Origin of the sequence: Pseudomonas inefficax (assembly GCF_900277125.1) — a bacterium.
In the GTDB taxonomy this organism is placed as follows: domain Bacteria; phylum Pseudomonadota; class Gammaproteobacteria; order Pseudomonadales; family Pseudomonadaceae; genus Aquipseudomonas; species Aquipseudomonas inefficax.
The window spans coordinates 134,093-153,139 of the sequence record NZ_OPYN01000070.1 but is presented as its reverse complement, the minus strand read 5'-3'; the positions used below and the strand labels follow the sequence as shown (position 1 = coordinate 153,139).

At 62.9% G+C, this 19,047-nt stretch carries 19 protein-coding genes and 1 pseudogene; 8 read left to right on the top strand and 12 right to left on the bottom strand.

The window, feature by feature from the left end; genetic code table 11:
• Nucleotides 1-298: 298 nt before the first annotated feature.
• The 3 genes and pseudogenes from JV551A3_RS31350 to JV551A3_RS08365 all read right to left on the bottom strand — a co-directional run bounded on the left by JV551A3_RS31350 (nucleotide 299) and on the right by JV551A3_RS08365 (nucleotide 3,866).
• On the bottom strand, nucleotides 299-1,003 hold the full coding sequence (locus tag JV551A3_RS31350; protein ID WP_372239047.1) for a methyl-accepting chemotaxis protein: 705 nt from the start codon (nucleotides 1,001-1,003) through the stop codon (nucleotides 299-301).
• Between the two features lie 228 nt (nucleotides 1,004-1,231).
• Nucleotides 1,232-1,342: pseudogene (locus JV551A3_RS31345) on the bottom strand (hypothetical protein); the annotation flags it as partial.
• 760 nt (nucleotides 1,343-2,102) lie between these two features.
• Complete coding sequence (locus tag JV551A3_RS08365; RefSeq protein WP_133970867.1) at nucleotides 2,103-3,866, bottom strand: ABC transporter transmembrane domain-containing protein; 1,764 nt, start codon at nucleotides 3,864-3,866, stop codon at nucleotides 2,103-2,105.
• Between the two features lie 212 nt (nucleotides 3,867-4,078).
• Between JV551A3_RS08365 and JV551A3_RS30630 the strand changes: the two genes are divergently transcribed.
• Nucleotides 4,079-4,252: a PA1571 family protein gene (locus tag JV551A3_RS30630; protein ID WP_166674232.1), complete on the top strand. Its 174-nt coding sequence runs from the start codon at nucleotides 4,079-4,081 to the stop codon at nucleotides 4,250-4,252.
• 112 nt (nucleotides 4,253-4,364) lie between these two features.
• Here JV551A3_RS30630 and pdxB read toward each other — a convergent pair whose 3' ends face one another.
• Together pdxB and tusA are read right to left on the bottom strand one after the other, a co-directional pair.
• Nucleotides 4,365-5,507, bottom strand: coding sequence for a 4-phosphoerythronate dehydrogenase PdxB (pdxB, locus tag JV551A3_RS08360; protein ID WP_133970866.1), 1,143 nt, complete (start codon nucleotides 5,505-5,507; stop codon nucleotides 4,365-4,367).
• A gap of 60 nt (nucleotides 5,508-5,567) precedes the next feature.
• Complete coding sequence (gene tusA, locus JV551A3_RS08355; protein ID WP_016500764.1) at nucleotides 5,568-5,810, bottom strand: sulfurtransferase TusA; 243 nt, start codon at nucleotides 5,808-5,810, stop codon at nucleotides 5,568-5,570.
• A 206-nt stretch (nucleotides 5,811-6,016) separates the two neighbouring features.
• On the opposite strand from tusA, the gene JV551A3_RS08350 reads away from it, so the two are divergent.
• From JV551A3_RS08350 to JV551A3_RS08335, 3 genes are all read left to right on the top strand, one after another.
• Nucleotides 6,017-6,421, top strand: coding sequence for a hypothetical protein (locus JV551A3_RS08350; protein WP_133978566.1), 405 nt, complete (start codon nucleotides 6,017-6,019; stop codon nucleotides 6,419-6,421).
• Nucleotides 6,422-6,503: 82 nt separating this feature from the next.
• Nucleotides 6,504-7,685: an integrase core domain-containing protein gene (locus tag JV551A3_RS08345; RefSeq protein WP_133978564.1), complete on the top strand. Its 1,182-nt coding sequence runs from the start codon at nucleotides 6,504-6,506 to the stop codon at nucleotides 7,683-7,685.
• A gap of 386 nt (nucleotides 7,686-8,071) precedes the next feature.
• Nucleotides 8,072-9,379, top strand: a complete 1,308-nt coding sequence (locus tag JV551A3_RS08335; protein ID WP_133970575.1) for a PQQ-dependent sugar dehydrogenase — start codon at nucleotides 8,072-8,074, stop codon at nucleotides 9,377-9,379.
• 45 nt (nucleotides 9,380-9,424) lie between these two features.
• Here the strand turns inward: JV551A3_RS08335 and JV551A3_RS08330 are convergent, their stop codons facing one another.
• The 5 genes from JV551A3_RS08330 to JV551A3_RS08310 all read right to left on the bottom strand — a co-directional run bounded on the left by JV551A3_RS08330 (nucleotide 9,425) and on the right by JV551A3_RS08310 (nucleotide 14,047).
• Nucleotides 9,425-9,958 carry a C40 family peptidase gene (locus JV551A3_RS08330; RefSeq protein WP_013971371.1) on the bottom strand — a complete coding sequence of 178 codons (534 nt, stop codon included), beginning with the start codon at nucleotides 9,956-9,958 and terminating at the stop codon, nucleotides 9,425-9,427.
• Nucleotides 9,959-10,097: 139 nt separating this feature from the next.
• Nucleotides 10,098-10,751, bottom strand: a complete 654-nt coding sequence (locus JV551A3_RS08325) for a C40 family peptidase (RefSeq protein WP_133970574.1) — start codon at nucleotides 10,749-10,751, stop codon at nucleotides 10,098-10,100.
• 127 nt (nucleotides 10,752-10,878) lie between these two features.
• On the bottom strand, nucleotides 10,879-11,586 hold the full coding sequence (hda, locus tag JV551A3_RS08320) for a DnaA regulatory inactivator Hda (RefSeq protein ID WP_112251127.1): 708 nt from the start codon (nucleotides 11,584-11,586) through the stop codon (nucleotides 10,879-10,881).
• A 307-nt stretch (nucleotides 11,587-11,893) separates the two neighbouring features.
• On the bottom strand, nucleotides 11,894-12,967 hold the full coding sequence (locus JV551A3_RS08315) for an AI-2E family transporter (protein WP_133970573.1): 1,074 nt from the start codon (nucleotides 12,965-12,967) through the stop codon (nucleotides 11,894-11,896).
• 12 nt (nucleotides 12,968-12,979) lie between these two features.
• On the bottom strand, nucleotides 12,980-14,047 hold the full coding sequence (locus JV551A3_RS08310) for a DUF2066 domain-containing protein (protein WP_133970572.1): 1,068 nt from the start codon (nucleotides 14,045-14,047) through the stop codon (nucleotides 12,980-12,982).
• A 617-nt stretch (nucleotides 14,048-14,664) separates the two neighbouring features.
• Here JV551A3_RS08310 and purM point away from each other — a divergent pair.
• The 4 genes from purM (at nucleotide 14,665) to JV551A3_RS08290 (ending at nucleotide 17,599) form a co-directional block, all read left to right on the top strand.
• Nucleotides 14,665-15,723: a phosphoribosylformylglycinamidine cyclo-ligase gene (gene purM / locus JV551A3_RS08305; RefSeq protein WP_087501448.1), complete on the top strand. Its 1,059-nt coding sequence runs from the start codon at nucleotides 14,665-14,667 to the stop codon at nucleotides 15,721-15,723.
• The gene (purN, locus tag JV551A3_RS08300) at nucleotides 15,723-16,376 is read left to right on the top strand and encodes a phosphoribosylglycinamide formyltransferase (RefSeq protein WP_133970571.1); all 654 of its coding nucleotides are present in this window, start codon (nucleotides 15,723-15,725) and stop codon (nucleotides 16,374-16,376) included. Before purM ends, purN begins: the two co-directional genes overlap by 1 nt.
• A gap of 8 nt (nucleotides 16,377-16,384) precedes the next feature.
• Nucleotides 16,385-17,095, top strand: coding sequence for a DUF3108 domain-containing protein (locus JV551A3_RS08295; RefSeq protein WP_133970570.1), 711 nt, complete (start codon nucleotides 16,385-16,387; stop codon nucleotides 17,093-17,095).
• Between the two features lie 321 nt (nucleotides 17,096-17,416).
• On the top strand, nucleotides 17,417-17,599 hold the full coding sequence (locus JV551A3_RS08290) for a hypothetical protein (RefSeq protein ID WP_133970569.1): 183 nt from the start codon (nucleotides 17,417-17,419) through the stop codon (nucleotides 17,597-17,599).
• Nucleotides 17,600-17,644: 45 nt separating this feature from the next.
• Here JV551A3_RS08290 and JV551A3_RS08285 read toward each other — a convergent pair whose 3' ends face one another.
• Nucleotides 17,645-18,184 carry a DUF2058 domain-containing protein gene (locus JV551A3_RS08285; protein ID WP_112251119.1) on the bottom strand — a complete coding sequence of 180 codons (540 nt, stop codon included), beginning with the start codon at nucleotides 18,182-18,184 and terminating at the stop codon, nucleotides 17,645-17,647.
• Between the two features lie 26 nt (nucleotides 18,185-18,210).
• A complete protein-coding gene (gene mazG, locus JV551A3_RS08280) occupies nucleotides 18,211-19,044 on the bottom strand; it encodes a nucleoside triphosphate pyrophosphohydrolase (protein WP_133970568.1) in 834 nt (277 codons plus the stop codon).
• Nucleotides 19,045-19,047 lie beyond the last annotated feature (3 nt).

The following is a 19,047-nucleotide window of genomic DNA, read 5'->3' as shown; positions in this document are numbered from 1 at the left end:
CCAGTTGTTGTGTACACGCGCGGCGCCTTGAGCAGGGAACGTGCCAACTGGGGTTGGGGCAGTGAATACAGGGGGCAGGTGACGGCCAGGATGGCGAAAAACCGCCAGAGGCCATGGAATGAAGCAGTGGAAGTGGCGGGTTTCCCCAGTAGCCAACCTGGCGCCGCACCGTTGTGGGAGCGGCCTTGTGTCGCGAAAGGGCCGCGCAGCGGCCCCAGGATATCAGCGTCCGTGCAGAGATTGCCGGGGCCGCTTTGCGGCCCTTTCGCGACACAAGGCCGCTCCCACAAGAGCAGCGTCAGGCGGTAAGGCGGGAGGTGACTTCGCCCAGCTGCCCCGACAACCCATGCAGGCGCTGCCCCGCCTGTTCGGTATGCTGCACCGCCTGCTGATTGGCCGTGGCGATGCGGGTGATTTCGATCAGGTTGCGCGAAATGTCCTCCGCCACGCTGGTCTGTTCTTCTGCCGCCGTGGCGATCTGCCGATTCATGTCGCGGATCGCCTCCACCGCCAGGGTGATGCGCTGCAGCATCTGCCCGGCCTGCTGCACCTGCTCGGCACCTTCCTCACTGCGCTGCTGGCCGCTTTCGATGGCCTTGACCGCCTCCACCGCCCCCGACTGCACCGCTTCGATGATCTGGTGGATTTCGGCAATCGACGCCGCCGTGCGCTGGGCCAGGCTGCGCACTTCATCGGCAACGACGGCAAAACCACGCCCGGCCTCGCCGGCACGGGCTGCTTCGATGGCCGCGTTGAGCGCCAGCAGGTTGGTCTGCTCGGCAATGCCGCGGATCACTTCGAGCACTTTGCCAATGCGTGTGCTGTCATGCTCCAGATCGCGAATCACCGCCGCCGTGCCGGCAATTTCGCGGTTGACCACGCCGATGATGTCGATGGTCTGCTGCATCACCTGCTCGCCCGCCTGGGCACTGTGGTCGGCGTCGTCCGCCGCGCGAGCGGCCTCGGCGGCGTGGCGGGCGACTTCCTGGGCGGTGGCGGACATCTCGTGCATGGCCGTGGCCACCTGGTCGGTGCGCTGGAACTGGTCGTGGGTACCACGGGCCATGTCACCGGCAATGCTGCGCAACTGGCCGCTGGCGCCTTCCAGTTCCTGGGCGTTGTCCTGCAGCCGGCCTACCGTGTCGGCGAGAAAGTCGCGCAGGGTGTTGGCGGCCCGCGCCAGGCGGCCCAGTTCGTCCTCGCGGCGGCTGTCTACCCGGGCGGCAAAGCGGCCCTGGCTAAGCTGCGCGACATACTCGATCAACTGGCGGATCGGCTCGATCAGGCTGCGGTTGACCAGCCACAGGCTGAGCAGCCCCACCAACACGGCTGAAGCCAGCATCACCAGCAGGCCCAGCCATACCGTGCGTTCGGCGCCAGCACTGAGGCTGGCGGCATGCTGACGGGCTTCGGCACGCAGTTGCTCGACCAGTTCGCTCATCTGCGCGCTGGCAGCACGGTCCACACCTTTTACCGCCTGGTCGCCAGCCACCGGATCGCCGCCTGCCGCCAGGAATGCCTGGCGCCCCTGCGCATAGGCCTGGCCCAGTTGTCGGTGGCTGTCACGCAGTTGCTGCAGCGGCGCTTCAAGCCTGGCGTCGCTGCTGTCGATCAATTGCCCGAGCAGTTGCTGCACCTGCTGCTCGCGAGCCTGGAACTGCTGCCAGTACTTGTCCATGTCAGCCGGCTGGCGCCCGCGCAACAGCACGTTCTTCCACTCCTGCACCTGGATCTTGAACTGCAGGTTGGCTTCGTCGATCAATTGCGAGGCCCGCAGCGGCCCGTCAACCAGCTCGGCGTAGCCGCGCACGCTGGAAGAGAGGAACTGGAAGCACACCAGGGCGATCAGCAACATCGCCACTAGACTGCCACCGAGCAGTGAGAGAATTTGCACTCTGAGGGATTTACGCAGCATCTTGGATCTCGGAAAACAGGAGGAAGACCGGGGGCCGCGCAAGCAATAGGGTGCAACGCAGCCCGGTTGCTGGCAGGCCAAAAAAAGGCTGCCATCAAGCAATGGCAGCCAGGTCGAGCACTTACGCAACAGTTGAGCTAGATACTCTCAGGCAAATACTACAGAAATGTTACAACGCCACTACAAGCTACCCCGTGGTGAACTGCAAGGCTGCCAGCCGGGCATACAGCGGGCTCTCTTCGATCAACTGGCGATGCGTCCCCACTGCCACCAGCCGGCCCTTGTCGATGACCGCGATACGGTCGGCATGCTGCACTGTAGCCAGGCGATGGGCGATCACCAGGGTGGTGCGCCCGGCCATCAGGCTGGGCAGCGCCTGCTGGATCAGGTGTTCGCTTTGTGCGTCTAGTGCGCTGGTGGCTTCATCCAGCAACAGGATCGGCGCATCGACCAGCAATGCACGGGCGATGGCCAGGCGCTGCCGCTGCCCGCCGGACAGGCCGATGCCACCCTCGCCCAGCGGTGTCTGGTAGCCCTGCGGCAATTGCCGGATGAATGCGTCGGCATGGGCACCCCGGGCCGCTGCCTCGACCTCGGCCAGGGTCGCCCCGGGCCTGCCATAACGGATGTTGGCCTCGACCGTGCCGCGAAACAGCGAGGGGTTCTGTGCCACCAGGGCGAACTGCTGGCGCAGTTGTTCGGGGTCGAGCTCGGTGATAGCCCGGCCATCGAGCAGGATGCGCCCTTGCTGAGGGTCATAGAAGCGCAGCAACAAATCGAACAAGGTCGACTTGCCCGCCCCCGAGGGGCCCACCAGCGCCACGGTCTGCCCCGGCTCGATGGCCAGGCTCAGGCCATCGACAGCCGCCACCGACGGCCGTGACGGGTAGGCGAACACCAACTGCTGCAACTCGATACGCCCGCTGGCCCGCTGCTGGGGCAGCGCCTGCGCCACAGCGGGCGGCAGGATCGCACTGCGTGCAGCCAACAGTTCGGCAATGCGCTCGGCCGCGCCCGCCGCTCGCTGCAACTCGCCGATCACCTCGCTGAGTGTGCCGAAGGCACTGCCGACGATCAGGCTGTAGAACACGAAGGCAGCCAGTTCGCCTGCGGAAATGCGCCCGGCGATCACGTCCATGCCGCCGACCCACAACATCACCCCCACCGCTCCCAGTACCAGCACGATCACCAGGGTGATAAGCCAGGCACGCTGGGCAATCCGCTGCCGGGCCACGGCAAACGCCGCTTCGACCGTGTCGGCGAACAGTTCGCGGTCATGCGGCTGGTGGTTGTAGGCCTGCACGGTCTTGATCTGCCCGAGGGTCTCGGCCACATAGCTGCCCACATCGGCCACCCGGTCCTGGCTCTGCCGCGACAGGCTGCGTACCCGGCGACCGAACAGCAGGATCGGCGCCAGCACCAGCGGCAGGGCCACCACCACGATACTGGTGAGCTTGGGGTTGGTGATGAACAGCAACACCACGCCACCGATGACCATCAGTGCGTTGCGCAGGAACATCGACAACGAAGAGCCGATTACCGATTGCAACAAGGTGGTGTCGGCGGTCAACCGCGACTGGATCTCGGAGCTGCGGTTGTCTTCGAAAAAACCAGGATGCAAGCCGATCAGGTGGTCGAACACGGCCCGACGGATATCGGCCACGCAGCGCTCGCCGATCCACGACACCAGGTAGAAGCGGCTGAAGGTACCCACCGCCAAAGCCACCACCAGCAACAGGAACAGGCCAATGGTCTGGTTGAGCTGATGCGCGGAGCGGGTCATGAAGCCCTGGTCCACCAGCAGGCGGATGCCCTGGCCCATGGACAGGGTGATGGCGGCGGTGACTACCAGGGCCAGCAAGGCCAGCAGCACCTGCCGACGGTATGGGCGGACAAACTGCCAACCCAGGCGCAAGGCGCGGCGTTGACGCGGGGAAACCGATTCGGGCATGGCGCTGACCACGATAGAGGGAAACCGCAGCCTATCACTCATCCACGCCTGTGGAACCCTTGCCGGGTTGCTATAGCCTATCGGTCTAACCAAGCTATGGAGCTTTACTGCCGTTTCTGTTGGACTGTGCCTGCCGTGACCCTGCGGGCACTGTCACAGGCCAGTCACGGCACAGGGTTAACCTGCGCTTGAACCTGATGAGGAGACAATACATGAGCTTGCAGCATGGCAGCGACAACCAGAAGCCCCGGACCACCCCACCGCCGCAGGTGTGCGGTTCGATCATCGATGCCCAGGGGCGCGAAGTACCGATCACCGAGCAGATGATCCAGCAGGCCTGCAAGGCCCTGGAAGAAAGCCGGGTCGAGCGCGTACGCAAAGGTTGATCGGCGAATTCTTGCAACCCGGCGCTTGCGCCGGGTTTTTATTTGCCTGAATCCTGTGCTGGCCCTTTCGCGGGTAAACCCGCGAAGAGGCCGGCACAGCTTCAACAGGCTGTCAGACCAACACCCCACCCAAGGCACTGACCAGCTGCGCCAACTGCGGCGATTCCCCGCGCAAGCGCACCGCCAGCCCTTCGATCTCACGCCGTGGCGGGTACTGCTTGCGCAATTGGTCGAACGCTGCACGCTGTTGCTGCGGGTCGTCGCTGAGGCTGCGACGGAAATCTGCATCGTCGCGGCGTGGGTCGTACACCGCGCGGCACAAGGTGGCCAAGGCCCAGGCCGGGTCGGTGCTGGCATCCAGCTCGATCTGCGCCAGCGGCGGCCGCGGTAGCAGGTCGGCCAGTTGCACCTGTTCATCGACACCGAGGAAGCGGCACAGCGCCTGGTAGATCTGCGCCGTACCACGCTGGCGGCCGTCGAGGCTGTAGCCGGCAATGTGCGGCGAAGCCAGTGTGCACAGGTCGGCCAGTTGCAGGTCGACTTGCGGCTCGCCTTCCCACACATCCAGCACTGCATGCACATCTTCGCGGTCCAGCAGCAGTTCGCGCAGGGCCGCGTTGTCTACTACCGGGCCACGGCTGGCATTGACCAGCCAGGCACCCGGGCGCAACTGCGCCAGCTGCGCCTGACCTAGCAGGTGCCAGGTCGGGTGCTCGCCGCCACGCTGCAAGGGGGTGTGCAGACTGATGACATCGCATTGTTGCAGGATGGTTTCGAGGCTGACGTAGTCGCCGCCCTCGGCGGCCTGGCGCAGCGGGTCGCATACCAGTACCTTCCAGCCCAGGCCGTGCAGCACCCGCACCAGGCGGCCACCCACCTCGCCCGCGCCGACCACGCCATATACGCGCTCAGGCAGTGCCACGCCATCCAGTTCGGCCAGAGTCAGCAGGCTACCCAGCACGTAATCGACCACACCGCGGGCATTGCAGCCCGGTGCGCTGCTCCAGTGGATGCCGGCTTCGGCAAAGTAGTCCAGGTCGAGGTGGTCGGTGCCGATGGTGCAGGTGCCGACAAACCGTACGCGGCTGCCTTCGAGCAACTGGCGGTCGACCTTGGTCACCGAGCGCACCAGCAGGATGTCGGCGTCCCTTACGCTGGCGGCATCGAGGCTTCGGCCGGGGTAACGGCGGATTTCACCGAAACCCTGGAAGAAGGCATCGAGCAGCGGGATGTTCTCGTCTGCAACTATCAGCATGGCGCTCTCCTGTCTGGGGAACGCAGTGTAGGCGCAACGCCGGGCGTGTTCCAGAGCGGCTCAGTCGGCTTTCTTGCGGATCCAGTACAGGAAGGTACCGGCGTCTTCCTGCTGCTGCAGCAGTTCGTGGCCGAGGAAGTTGCAGAACTTGGGGATGTCGCGGCGGGTCGAGGGATCGGTGGCGATGACCTTGAGCAGGCCACCAGCGGCCAGATCGCGCACATGCTGGTGCAGCATCATCACCGGTTCCGGGCAGTTCAGTCCGGTGGCGTCGAGGATGGCGTCGGGGGTGAAATCGGTCATGGGGCACTCCGCAAATGATCGCTATTGTCGCGCATCGCGCGACAAGGTCCAAGCACCGCCCGTGAAGACGCTGAGCCTTGCTCTCGCTCTCGCTCTTGATCTTGATCTTGATCTTGATCTTGATCTTGATCTTGATCTTGATCTTGATCTTGATCTTCGCGACTTCAGGAGGCCGAGCAGAGGTCTTGCGGAGGGAGGTGACGGGCATGGATGCCCGTCAAGCGCTGAGGCCCCATGGATGGGGCCTGCAGCGCGTACTCCCGGGAGCAAGACCGGCGCGAGGGAACCCCGGAGCGCAGCGCAGGGGCCGGATGATGGGAGCGCAGCGTTTTTTGGTTACTTTTTGCCGCGTTTGGCAAAAAGTGACTCGCCGTAAGGGCGAAAAGGTGAGTATGCGTCGCCATCATAAATGGACTATGCGCGATATCAAGACCAGTACTTTTCCGCTCTTCAGCTCTTCAGCTCTTCAGCTCTTCGCCTTCAAGCGTGGGCATCAACAACAAGGTCAACATTCATTTTCGAAGGTGGCGCTTAATCACCTTTCCGCCCTTACGGCGGGTCACTTTTTGTCAAACGCGACAAAAAGTAACCAAAAAACGCTGCGGGTATGACTCACCCACATGGGTTACAAATCAGTTCACGCACATAGGTAACAGTCTTTAACTGGCAAGGTCGGTTTTCGAGGATCTGACCATGCCGTGGCGAGAGCTAACACCTATGGACCTGAAAATGCTTTTCATCGCCGACTACCTGCAGGGGCCGCCTAGCTTCAGCGCCCTGTGTGAAGCCTACGAGATCAGTCGAAAGACCGGCTACAAATGGGTCGAGCGATACGAGAAAGAGGGCCCCGCAGGCTTGGAGGAACGCAGCCGACGCCGGTTGACCCAGGACTGGGTTGTACCCGTCGCGGTCCGCGAGACCATTGTGGAACTGCGCGGTCAGGGGGAGACGGTACCTGGGCCAAAAAAAATCCAGGCAGCGTTGCAGGAGCGCTTTCCTGATCAGGCTCCACCCTCAAAGACCGCAATCTACAACATCCTCAAGAAAGCCGAACTGATTAAGCCGCGGCGCCTACGTCAGCGCGTGGCCATCTATCCCAAGCCACTGGAAAAAGCGGAGTCGCCCAATCAGCTGTTCAGTGCGGACTACAAGGGCCAGTTCCTCACGGGGTCAGGTGTCTGGTGCTATCCGTTGACGATCATGGATCACGCCAGTCGCTTCTTGCTTGCCTGTCACAGCATGGCGAACACGAACTTCCTGGAAACGCAGGCGGTATTCACTGAGGTATTCCGTGAAAATGGGCTACCTGAGCGTATCCGAACCGACAACGGCGTACCGTTCGCCAGCAAAGGACGCGCAGGTCTTTCCCAACTGTCGATCTGGTGGCTGCGTCTGGGCATCATTCCCGAGCGCATCGCACCTGGTAGGCCTGAGCAGAATGGCAGGCATGAACGCATGCATCGGACACTCAAGAGCACGCTTCCATCGCCACCGGCAGTGGCAGTGGCATGGGAGGCTCAACAACGGCACTTTGATCGGTTTCGGCAGCATTACAATTACGAACGGTTGCACGAAGCCTTGAAACAAAGAACGCCGGCGTCCTGTTATCACCCATCACCGCGCCCATTCCCTGAAAAGCTACCTGAGATGACTTATCCCAGCCATATCGAGAGCTTGCCAATTGACGGTTGCGGCATCGTCAGCCGCCGTGGCTTGAGGATCTATGTAGGTTACGTGCTGAAGCATCAGACCATTGGGCTGGAGCAAATTGGAGACGGGCTCTGGGATGTTATTTTCGGTCCAATCGTCCTCGGTAGGATCGATGTGCGTGATGCCATTGATGGCTATGTGACGCTGAAAGTGTCACCTATGTGAGTGAACTTTTATGTAACCCATGTGGGTGACCCGTACATGGCTCCTATCATCCGGCCCCTCCGCTGCGCTCCGGGGTTCCCTCGCTACGGGCCTGCTCCCGGGAGTACGCGCTGCAGGCCCCATCCATGGGGCCTCAGCGCTTGACGGGCATCCATGCCCGTCACCTCCCTCCGCAGTCCCTTCGCTCGGCCTCCTGAAGTCGCAATCGGCGGCGCTTGAACTATCGCGCGCTTAGAAGCAAAAGCAAAAGCAACGGCAACGGCAACGGCAACGGCAACGGCAACGGCAACGGCAACGGCAACGGCAACGGCAGTTGGATGGTTCCGGGAACCTGGCGAATGCCGCCGACCTCTCAATTCATAGGCCCTGTTAGGAGGACGCCGCCCATGAAACACCTGACGCCTTGGTTATTGGCCGCCAGCCTGACTGCCTGCGGCGAAACCGCCCTGCTGAATGTACTCGACGGCAGTGGCCCAACCCCCCAGTTGCCCGATCCAGTCAAGACTACCCTCCCCACCGTGAATATCGCCCCGGCAGTGGGCTGGCCAAAGGACGACAAGCCCGAGGCAGCACCAGGCACTCAGGTGAAAGCGTTCGCTAGCGGACTGGACCACCCTCGCTGGCTTTACCTGTTGCCCAACGGCGACGTCCTGGTGGCCGAAACCAATGCCCCGCCCAAGCCCGAAGATGGCAAGGGCCTGCGCGGCTGGGTCATGAAGAAGGTAATGAAGCGGGCAGGTGCAGGCGTGCCCAGCGCCAACCGCATTACCCTGCTGCGTGACGCCGACCACGACGGCGTGGCAGAAATCCGCACAACCTTCATCGAAGACCTCAACTCACCGTTCGGCATGGCCCTGGTCGGCAAGGACCTCTACATCGCCAACACCGACAAGCTGCTGCGCTTTCACTACGAGCCCGGTGCCATGCAAATTCGCAATGAAGGCCAGCCGGTAGTCGAGTTGCCAGGCGGGCCGCTCAACCACCACTGGACCAAGAACGTGATCGCCAGCCCCGATGGCAAGAAGCTTTTCGTGACGGTCGGCTCCAACAGCAACGTAGGCGAAAACGGTCTGGAAAAGGAACAGGGGCGCGCCGCGATCTGGGAAGTTGACCCAGCCAGCGGCCAGCACCGCCTGTTCGCCACCGGCCTGCGCAACCCAAACGGCCTGGCCTGGGAGCCACACAGCGGTGCGTTGTGGACGGCAGTCAACGAGCGTGACGAGATCGGCAGCGATCTGGTGCCGGACTACATCACCTCCGTGAAGGACGGCGGTTTCTATGGCTGGCCCTACAGCTACTATGGCAGGCATGTGGACGAGCGCGTGCAACCGCCAGCGCCTGACAAAGTGGCCCAGGCGCTGGTACCCGACTATGCCGTGGGCCCACACACGGCTTCGCTGGGGCTGGCATTCGCCGAACCGAATGGGCTACCACCGCCGTTCGAACAAGGGGCGTTCGTGGGCCAGCATGGGTCGTGGAACCGCAAGCCGCACAGTGGCTACAAGGTGATTTTCGTGCCGTTCGACCCATCAGGAAAACCCTCGGGCAAGCCTGTGGACCTGCTTACCGGGTTTCTGGATGAGCATGGCAAGGCCAAGGGCCGCCCGGTCGGGGTAATCAATGATGGGCGTGGCGGTGTGCTGGTAGCCGATGATGTCGGCAATGTGGTCTGGCGGGTGAGCAAGGCGCTGTGAGCCCGCACTGCCAACAGGATTGGGGCCGCTTTGCGGCCCTTGCATTCAGGGGTTCTGCGCCAGATGCCCTTGCGGGATGACGCGCTTGGCCTGCAGGTAAGCCTTGGCCCAGTAGCTGTTGGACAGGTAGTCCAGGCGCACCGTGCCGCCGCTGGAAGGTGCATGCACGAAGCGCCCTTCCCCGACATAAATGCCAGCATGGCTGACCTGCGAGCCACCACTGGTGGCGAAGAACACCAGGTCACCGGACTGCAGCGACTTCGCATCCACGGTCGGTGCGCGCATGACGATCATCTCACGCGTAGAACGCGGCAGGCTTATGCCAGCAGCATCACGGTAAACGTACTTGATCAGGCCACTGCAATCGAAACCGGAGTCCGGCGTGTTGCCACCCCAGCGATAAGGCGTGCCCACCAGGCCGATAGCACGCATCAGCACGTCATCGGCAATCGGCGAAGGGCTGGGTTGGCTATAGGTTACCTGTGGCTGTACCACAGGGGCCGGCGCAGGCGCACGGCTGGAGCAGGCAGCCAGCAAGGCTGCCAGGGAGAGAAATGCGAAGCGCGCCATCTTTACCATGGCCAGAACATCCTGTCTGAGTCCGCTGGGCCGCAGCCGAAAAGAGTTGAGAATTTAGATTAGACGTTTTCTATAAATGCGCACGGCGGCCAGCTTTTTTCAAAGCATCGCCGCCGTGGCAGGATATATCATTTTGCTATCAGTTGCGCGCGATATTGGTGGTCGGCGCCATGGCCAAGGCACGCTTGGCTTCGATGAAGGTCTTGCTCCAGTAGCGATCACCGAGACTGTCGATGCGCACACCACCGCTGCGGCGGCTGCTGGAGTGGATGAACTGGTTGTCACCCAGGTAGATACCGGCATGGCTGACGCGGCCGCGGCCATTGGTGCTGAAGAACAGCAGGTCACCTGGCTTGAGCTTGTTGCGGGCAACTTTTGGCGCATCGACGTTGATCATTTCACGCGTGGAACGCGGCAGGGTCACGCCTGCTTCTTCGCGGAACAGGTAGCCGATGAACCCACTGCAGTCGAAGCCGGACTTCTCCGAGGTACCACCGAAGCGGTAGCGGGTGCCGATCAACGACATGCCGCGCTCGAGAATGCTGTCAGCCAGCGCTGGCAGCTGGTAAGGCTTGCTGCTGGAGAAAGACTGCAGGTCATCTTCGGTGGCCAGCTCTTCCGGCTCGCCGAATACCGACGAGGACGAGGCTTTGGCCTTGAACGCCGATTGTGCGGCGATCGGGGAGTGATCCTGGGGCTGCGGCTCTGAATGAGATGCTGGGCCTTGGGCCGCGCAGCCAAAAAGCAGGGTCACGAGTGCGAGTGGCACGAGGGGTGCGAAGCGCTTCAGCATGGGCACGACCGTGTCTGTAATCCTTTAGAAGGGTGAAACTATGCCCTCTATCATGGCCATTTGCAAATTTTATCGAAAAAGATGTGACTTTTTTGTTTTGCCGCTCTGGCCCAACGTTTTCAGGGGCTTACCAACCCAGGGTTTCCTTGAGGAAAGGAATGGTGAGCTTGCGTTGCGCCTGCAACGAGGCCTGGTCGAGGCGTTCGAGCAGGTCGAACAGCGCACTCATGCTGCGTGCGCCGCGGGTGAGGATGAAGTGGCCGACTTCATCGGTGAGGTGCAAGCCACGGCGCGATGCACGCAGTTGCAGGGCGCGCAGCTTGTCTTCGTCGGACAGGCCACGCATCTGAAACACCAGGGCCAGGGTCAGCCGCGACTTCAGGTCGGGCAGCTTGATCGGCAGTTCGCGCGGCGATGCCGAAGCAGCCAGCAGCAGGCGCCGGCCACTGTCACGCAGGCGGTTGAACAGGTGGAACATGGCCTCTTCCCAGTCAGCCTTGCCGGCGATCACGTGCAGGTCATCGATGCACACCAGTTCGTACTGGGCCAAGTAGTCGAGCAGCCCTACGCCACGATCGAGCAATTGCGCGAGCGGCAGGTAGACGGCGGGTTCGCCGCGTTGCTGGAAGCGATGGGTGGCAGCCTGTAGCAGGTGGGAACGGCCAACACCTTGCTTGCCCCACAGGTAGATAAGGCTCTCGGTCCAGCCGGCGTCGGCTTCGCATAACCGCTCGACGTAGCCCAATGCCGCAGCATTGGCGCCCGGATAGTAGTTGATGAAGGTGGCGTCATCGCGCAGGCGCACACCCAGGGGCAACTGGATCGGTGGTTTCATGCTCGCGGGCGGTCGACAGGACCGCAGGGGGCCTTTGGTGAACAATCTGCAAAGTCTATACCCGCAGCGCGGGGCGCACAATCACGGCAGCGGATAGCCCAAGTAAAATCAACAGGTTGCGCTGATTGGAGCTGCTTGGCAACTTTGTGGGAGCGGCCTTGTGTCGCGAAAGGGCTGCGCAGCAGCCCCTGGGTTTCAGCGGTGCTGCACCATTTTTGGGGCTGCTGCGCAGCCCTTTCGCGACACAAGGCCGCTCCCACAGGTCCGCGCCGGATTCAAGGCATGCGCAGTATCAGAGCACCGAGGATCACAACTCCGGGTCGATATCCCCAGCATACAGGTCCGATTCCTTGTACAGGTCATGCACATGTCGCAGCAGCACCATGATCACCGCCGCCACCGGCAGCGCCAGCAATACCCCGGTAAAGCCGAACAGCTCACCGCCGGCCAGGATCGCGAAAATCACCGCCACCGGGTGCAGGCCGATACGATCGCCGACCAGCAGCGGGGTCAGCACCATGCCTTCCAGCGCCTGGCCGACCATGAACACCGCGACGATGGCCAGCATCGGGTACAGATCGCCACCAAACTGGAACAGGCCAGCCACCAGGGCCGCGCCGATGCCGATGATGAAGCCCATGTAAGGCACGATGGCCGCCAGCCCTGCGAGCATGCCGATCAGCAGGCCCAGTTCCAGCCCCACCAGCATCAGACCCGCCGAGTAGATGATGCCCAGCGCCACCATCACCAGCAGCTGCCCACGCACGAACGCGCCCAGCACTTCGTGGCACTCTCCTGCCAGGCCGAGCACTTGCGCCTCACGCTGACGCGGCAACAGGTTGCGCAGCTTGCCCATCATCAGGTCCCAATCTCGCAGCAGGTAGAAGCCCACCACCGGGATCAGCACCATGTTGGCCAGCCAGGCCATCAACGCCAGGCCCGAGGCGGTGGCATGGGACAGCAGCACACCGACGATATCGGTGGTCTGGCCCATGTGCGTGCTGATGGCGGCCTTGATCTTGTCGAACTTCCAGAAGCCGTCAGCCAGGCCCAGGCGGCTCTGCACCCAGGGCAGCGCCACGTGCTCGAGCCAGTCGAGCATCTGCGGCGCCAGCTCGTACAGGCGCACCAGCTGCTTGGCCAGCATCGGTATCAGCACCAACAGCAAGGCCAGCAGCACCAGGGTGAACAGGCCGAACACCACGACTACGCCCCAAGTGCGCGACAGCCCCAGGCGCTCCAGGCGGTCGACCAGCGGGTCGGCCAGGTAGGCCAGCAGAATGCCGACCAGAAACGGGGTAAGAATGTTGTGCAGGCTGTAAAGCAGCACGGCGACCAGCAGGGCAACGCCCAGCCAGATCCAACGACGCATGTCGGTCACGGTGTGCTCCCCTTACCAGCGAAAACGCAGACCGTCGAACGGCTTGGGTGCTGGCTGGGCCGGCACTGGTTGCCCGGCCCCGGCAGCGTCTGCCGGCGCTGGAGGCGCCTGCACTGCGGGCGCCTGCTCTACCGGTACTTCCTGCAGCTTGGCCAGGCCAAGCTGGGCGCGCAGTTGTTCGCGGTTGGCGGTCACGTCGTAGGTCAGGGTGCTGCCCTCGGCCATTTGCAAGCGCGGGCCAAAGGGTTCAAGCACGCGGGCCAGTTCGGCGTAGCGCTGCAGGTTCATCCCCTGCACTTGCACCTGCAACTGGCTGCTGGCACCTGGGCGAGTGACGTAGCGCGGCGCCAATCGGCTGCTGAGCGCCAGCATCACGGCGTCGGCCAGCGCTGCCGGGTCGGCACCCTCGGCAGTACCTTGCTCACTCTGGTCGCCCAGCCACAGCTGCCACTTGCCCTGCCACTTGCCGTCGGTTTCCCGGGCATGCACCGCCAGCAAGGCATCGGCGCCGTAGCGCCCCGAGGCTTCGCGCAGCGCCCCAGGGTCGCTGCCTTCGATCTGCTCGGCATTGGCCACAAGTTGCTCCTGCAGGTCGGCCAGCGGCAGGCGCAACGGCAAGCCACGGTGCTGGGCGGCACGGCGCAGGGGTTGGGCGCTGGCCTGGCCGTCACCGACCAGGTTGCTGCCTTCGACACTGTCGTTCAGCCACCAGCCGAGGATCGAGGGGCGGTTGCTGCCCCACAAGGCCAGGCCGGCCTTGCGCAAGGCCCGTTCGGTACTGCCAGGGTCGAACTCGACCAGCACCGATTCGGGTGGCCCTGCTTCGCTGGCGACCTGGTTGATGATTTGCTGCGGGTCCTTGCGCAGCGCGGCCAATGCCGGGCTTTGCGCCGCCTTGGGGTCGCCGGTCAGGCGCGTTACCAAGGTATCGAGGGCCTGGGTGGTAGCCGCGGCACGGGCCTCGGCGCCCTGCCCGGTGACCGGCTCGCGCACCTGATAAAGGCCGGAGACATTTTCAGCCTGGGCAGTGGCCGAGATCAGGGCCAGGCAACCGACTGCCAGAATATTGAAGAAACGCATGGAGGATTCCTGTCCACTTACCGCAATGCCTATACCTTATACATGGGGGCGCAAGGTAACCAGTCGCGAGGATGAAAGATTGGGTGCGGAGATTGGCGGGGAGATGTGAAGGGTCTGACAGGTGTTCGCCGCAACAGGTTCAGCGCCTGCGCGTGTATGACGCAGCCCTTGTGGCGCCTGCGAGATCGAGCGCCGCCCGCGCGGCGCTTCGCAGCACAAGGCTGCTCCTACATCTGTTTCGGGCCAGTAACGCCTGTGCCAGCGCACGCGACCGCCTTGTTTGCCCGGCACGATATCGCGGTGGACGCCAAGGGGCCGCGCGCCTTTGCCTCAGGAATAATTGGCCCGAAACAGATGTAGGAGCAGCCTTGTGCTGCGAAGCGCCGCGCGGGCGGCGCTCGATCTCACAGGCGCCACACCTCTCATGGCGAACACCCCCAACTTTTTACCCATTTTCATGCCCTGCCCGTCGGCCTGAGGATGGCCGCTGCCCGGCAACCCTGATAAAATCGCGCGCCTTCACAGACCACTGACGTTTCAGGCAGCCGCCGCTTACCAGCCGGCCTTGGCCGTCATGGTCGTTTTTAAGAATCCCTCCCTCCTAAAGGCCTGGATCAATGAGCAAGCAACCCTCCCTGAGCTACAAGGACGCCGGTGTAGACATCGACGCCGGCGAAGCACTGGTCGAACGCATCAAGGGCGTGGCAAAACGCACCGCACGCCCTGAAGTCATGGGTGGCCTGGGCGGCTTCGGCGCCCTCTGCGAGATCCCGGCCGGCTACAAGCAGCCGGTGCTGGTCTCCGGCACCGACGGCGTCGGCACCAAGCTGCGCCTGGCACTGAACCTGAACAAGCACGACAGCATCGGCCAGGACCTGGTCGCCATGTGCGTCAACGACCTGGTAGTGTGCGGCGCCGAGCCGCTGTTCTTCCTCGACTACTATGCCACCGGCAAACTGAACGTCGACGTGGCCGCCACCGTGGTCACCGGCATCGGTGCCGGTTGCGAACTGGCCGGTTGCTCGCTGGTCGGTGGTGAAACCGCCGAAATGCCTGGCATGTACGAAGGCGAAGACTACGACCTGGCAGGCTTCTGCGTCGGCGTGGTGGAAAAGGCCGAGATCATCGACGGCTCCAAGGTTGCCACCGGCGACGCACTGATCGCCCTGCCGTCCTCGGGCCCGCACTCCAACGGCTACTCGCTGATCCGCAAGATCCTCGAAGTGTCCGCTACCGACATCGAGAACACCCAGCTGGGCGGCAAGCCGTTGACCGACCTGCTGATGGCGCCGACCCGCATCTACGTCAAGCCGCTGCTGCAGCTGATCAAGAACACCGGCGCGGTCAAAGCCATGGCCCACATCACCGGTGGCGGCCTGCTGGACAACATCCCGCGCGTATTGCCGGCCAACGCCCAGGCAGTCATCGACGTGGCCAGCTGGCAGCGCCCGGCAGTGTTCGACTTCCTGCAGGAAAAAGGCAACGTCGACGAGCATGAAATGCACCGCGTACTGAACTGCGGCGTCGGCATGGTCATCTGCGTGGCCCAGGATCAGGTAGAAGCTGCCCTGAACGAACTGCGCGCCGCTGGCGAGCAGCCATGGGTGATCGGCCACATCGCCGAAGCCGCCGAGGGCGCTGCCCAGGTCGAGCTGCAGAACCTCAAGGCACACTGATGCCAAGCAAGACCTGCAATGTAGTGGTACTGCTGTCGGGCTCCGGCAGCAACCTGCAAGCCCTGATCGACAGTTGCCAAGACCAGGACAGCCCGGTGCGCATCCGTGCGGTGGTTTCCAACCGCGCCGATGCCTACGGCCTGCAACGCGCCGCGGCGGCCGGTATCGACAGCGTCGTGCTCGAGCACACCCAGTTCGACGGCCGTGAAGCCTTCGATGCCGCGCTGATGGCGCGCATCGACGGTTTCGCCCCGGACCTGGTAGTGCTGGCCGGCTTCATGCGTATCCTCAGTGGCGACTTCGTGCGCCACTATCAGGGCCGCCTGCTCAACATCCACCCGTCGCTGCTGCCCAAGTACAAGGGCTTGCATACCCACCGCCGGGCGCTGGAGGCAGGCGACGCCGAGCACGGCTGCAGCGTACACTTCGTGACTGAGGAACTCGATGGCGGCCCATTGGTCGTACAGGCTGTGGTACCGGTGGTGCCCGACGACACCGTCGAAAGCCTGGCCCAGCGGGTTCACCGCCAGGAACACCTGATTTACCCGCTGGCGGTGCGCTGGTTCGCCGAAGGGCGCTTGCGCCTTGGCGAACAGGGTGCATTACTGGATGGCCAGCCCCTGGCGGCCAGCGGTCACTTGATTCGATCCTAGGAGAATTTATGCGTCGCGCCCTGCTCTTGGCTCTCGCCGTGCTCGCCCTGCCCCTCCAGGCAGCTGATCTGAAGCCTTTCTCGGCCAGCTATACCGCAGACTGGAAGCAACTGCCCATGAGCGGCACCGCCGAGCGCAGCCTGGTCAAGAATGCCAACGGTACCTGGGACCTTAACTTCAAGGCTTCCATGATGATCGCCAGCCTGACCGAGCAAAGCACCCTGCGCCTGGACAACGACACCCTGCTGCCGCAGAAGTACCACTTCGAGCGTGGTGGCCTGGGCAAGGCCAAGAAGGTCGACCTGACCTTCGACTGGAACAGCAAGAAGGTCACCGGCAGCGACCGTGGCGACGCCATCAGCCTGCCGCTGAACCGTGGCGTGCTGGACAAATCGTCCTACCAGTTGGCCCTGCAGCATGATGTGGCCGCTGGCAAAAAGAGCATGACCTACCAGGTGGTCGACGGTGACGAGATCGACACCTACGACTTCCGCGTGCTGGGCACCGAAAAGGTCACCACCAAGACCGGCCAGGTCGATGCGGTGAAGGTCGAGCGCGTGCGCGACCCAAGCCAGAGCAAGCGCATCACCGAGCTGTGGTTCGCCAAGGACTGGGACTACCTGCTGGTGCAACTGCGCCAGGTCGAGACCGATGGCAAGGAATACGTGATCGTGCTGCAGGATGGCACGGTGGATGGCAAGCTGGTGAAGGGCAACTGAGCCAGCGCTGCCAGTAGCACCCGAAGCCCCGCCTTGTGCGGGGCTTTTTTCTGACCTCTCAAAGCTCCTGCGATTCCTGTGGGAGCGGCCTTGTGTCGCGAAAGGGTCGCGCAGCGGCCCCCAGGATCCCTGACCTGACTCAAGATTGTCGGGGCCGCTCTGCGGCCCTTTCGCGACACAAGGCCGCTCCCACGCTTGACCGCGCTCCGGCTTCCATGAAACTTGTTTCATCCCAGTTTTATTTACTTAGCCTGCTAACAAACTCTATAAAGAGGGTGTGCGACACAGTGTCGCAGCCAACTGAAGCAGTGGAGTTTAACGATGACAGTCCAAGTAACCGAACGCGACGAATCGAAAATGTCCCACGAAGGCCTGGCCGCTGGCGTGCGGATCTGGGATGTGCACCAACAGGGCCAACTGGTGGGAATGTTCCACAACGAACATGACGCGCACCAGTACCGTACAGAGCTGGAAGACCTGGAAAACCAGCGCGCCACGCAATGACCCCATCTTCAAATGAAAAACCCCGCCTAGGCGGGGTTTTCATGGTTACCACATCAGATCATCCGGGATCTTGTAGGCCGCGTACGGGTCGTCTTCGTCCGCTTCCTCGACATGGGTGTTCAGCAGCAGGATGCGGCTTGGGTCGCGCTCCTGGATCTTCACCGCCGCTTCACGCGGGATGACTTCGTAACCACCGGCATGCGCCACCACAGCCAGCGCGCCATTGCTCAGCTTGGTCCGCATCAGGGCATTGACGGCAATGCGCTTGACCTTCTTGTCGTCGACGAAGTTGTAGTAGTCCTCGGTGCTCAGCTTCGGCAGGCGAGTCGCTTCGATCAACTGCTTGATCTGCGCGGCGCGGGCTTTCTGCTCGGCTTTTTCCTGCTGCTGGCGGTTCAGTTCCTGGTCACGCTTGGCTTTCTCGGCCATGGCTTCCTTGGCCAGGCGCTGTTGGGTGTCGTCCACCTCGACCTGGCCTTTGTGCTCCAGGCGTTTCTGTTTCTTCTCGGCCTTGTTGGCCTGGGAAACCTGTTTCTGGTTGACCAGACCGGCTTTGAGCAGTTGGTCGCGAAGGGAAAGGCTCATGAATGTTCACTCACTTATGCAACAGCTCAGCTGCAGCTGGGCAGGTTCTTTTCCTGACGTTTGGCTTCGCCCCAAAGGGCGTCCAGTTCGTCAAGGTTACAATCTTCGATGGATCGCCCACTGTCGCGCAATGCCTGTTCGATGAAGCGGAAACGCCGCTCGAACTTGCGATTGGCACGGCGCAAGGCGTGTTCCGGGTCCTGCTTGAGGTGACGGGCCAGGTTGACGGCGGCGAACAGCAGGTCGCCGACTTCATCCTCGAGCGCATCGGCATCGCCATCGGCCATGGCTTGCAGCACTTCGTCCAGCTCTTCGCGGACCTTGTCCAGCACCGGCAATGCCGCAGGCCAGTCGAAACCGACCGTGGCCGCGCGCTTTTGCAGTTTGGCTGCCCGCGACAACGCCGGCAATGCCGCTGGTACGTCGTCGAGCAACGACAGCTGTTCGGGCTGGCTCTTTTCCGCGCGCTCTTCAGCCTTGATTTCTTCCCAGCGTGACTTGACCTGGGCCTCGCTCAGGCTGGGGGTGTCCACCGGCGCGTACAGCTCGCCGGTGGGGAATACATGCGGATGCCGGCGAATGAGCTTGCGGGTGATGCTGTCGACCACGCCGTCGAACTCGAAACGCCCCTCCTCGCGGGCCAGCTGGCTGTAGTAGACCACCTGGAACAGCAGGTCGCCGAGCTCACCTTGCAGGTGCTCGAAGTCGCCGCGCTCGATGGCGTCGGCAACCTCGTAGGCCTCTTCGATGGTGTGCGGGACGATGCTCGCGTAGTTCTGCTTCAGGTCCCACGGGCAGCCGTACTGCGGGTCGCGCAGGCGGGCCATGAGGTGCAGCAGGTCGTCGAGGGTGTAGGTCATGTA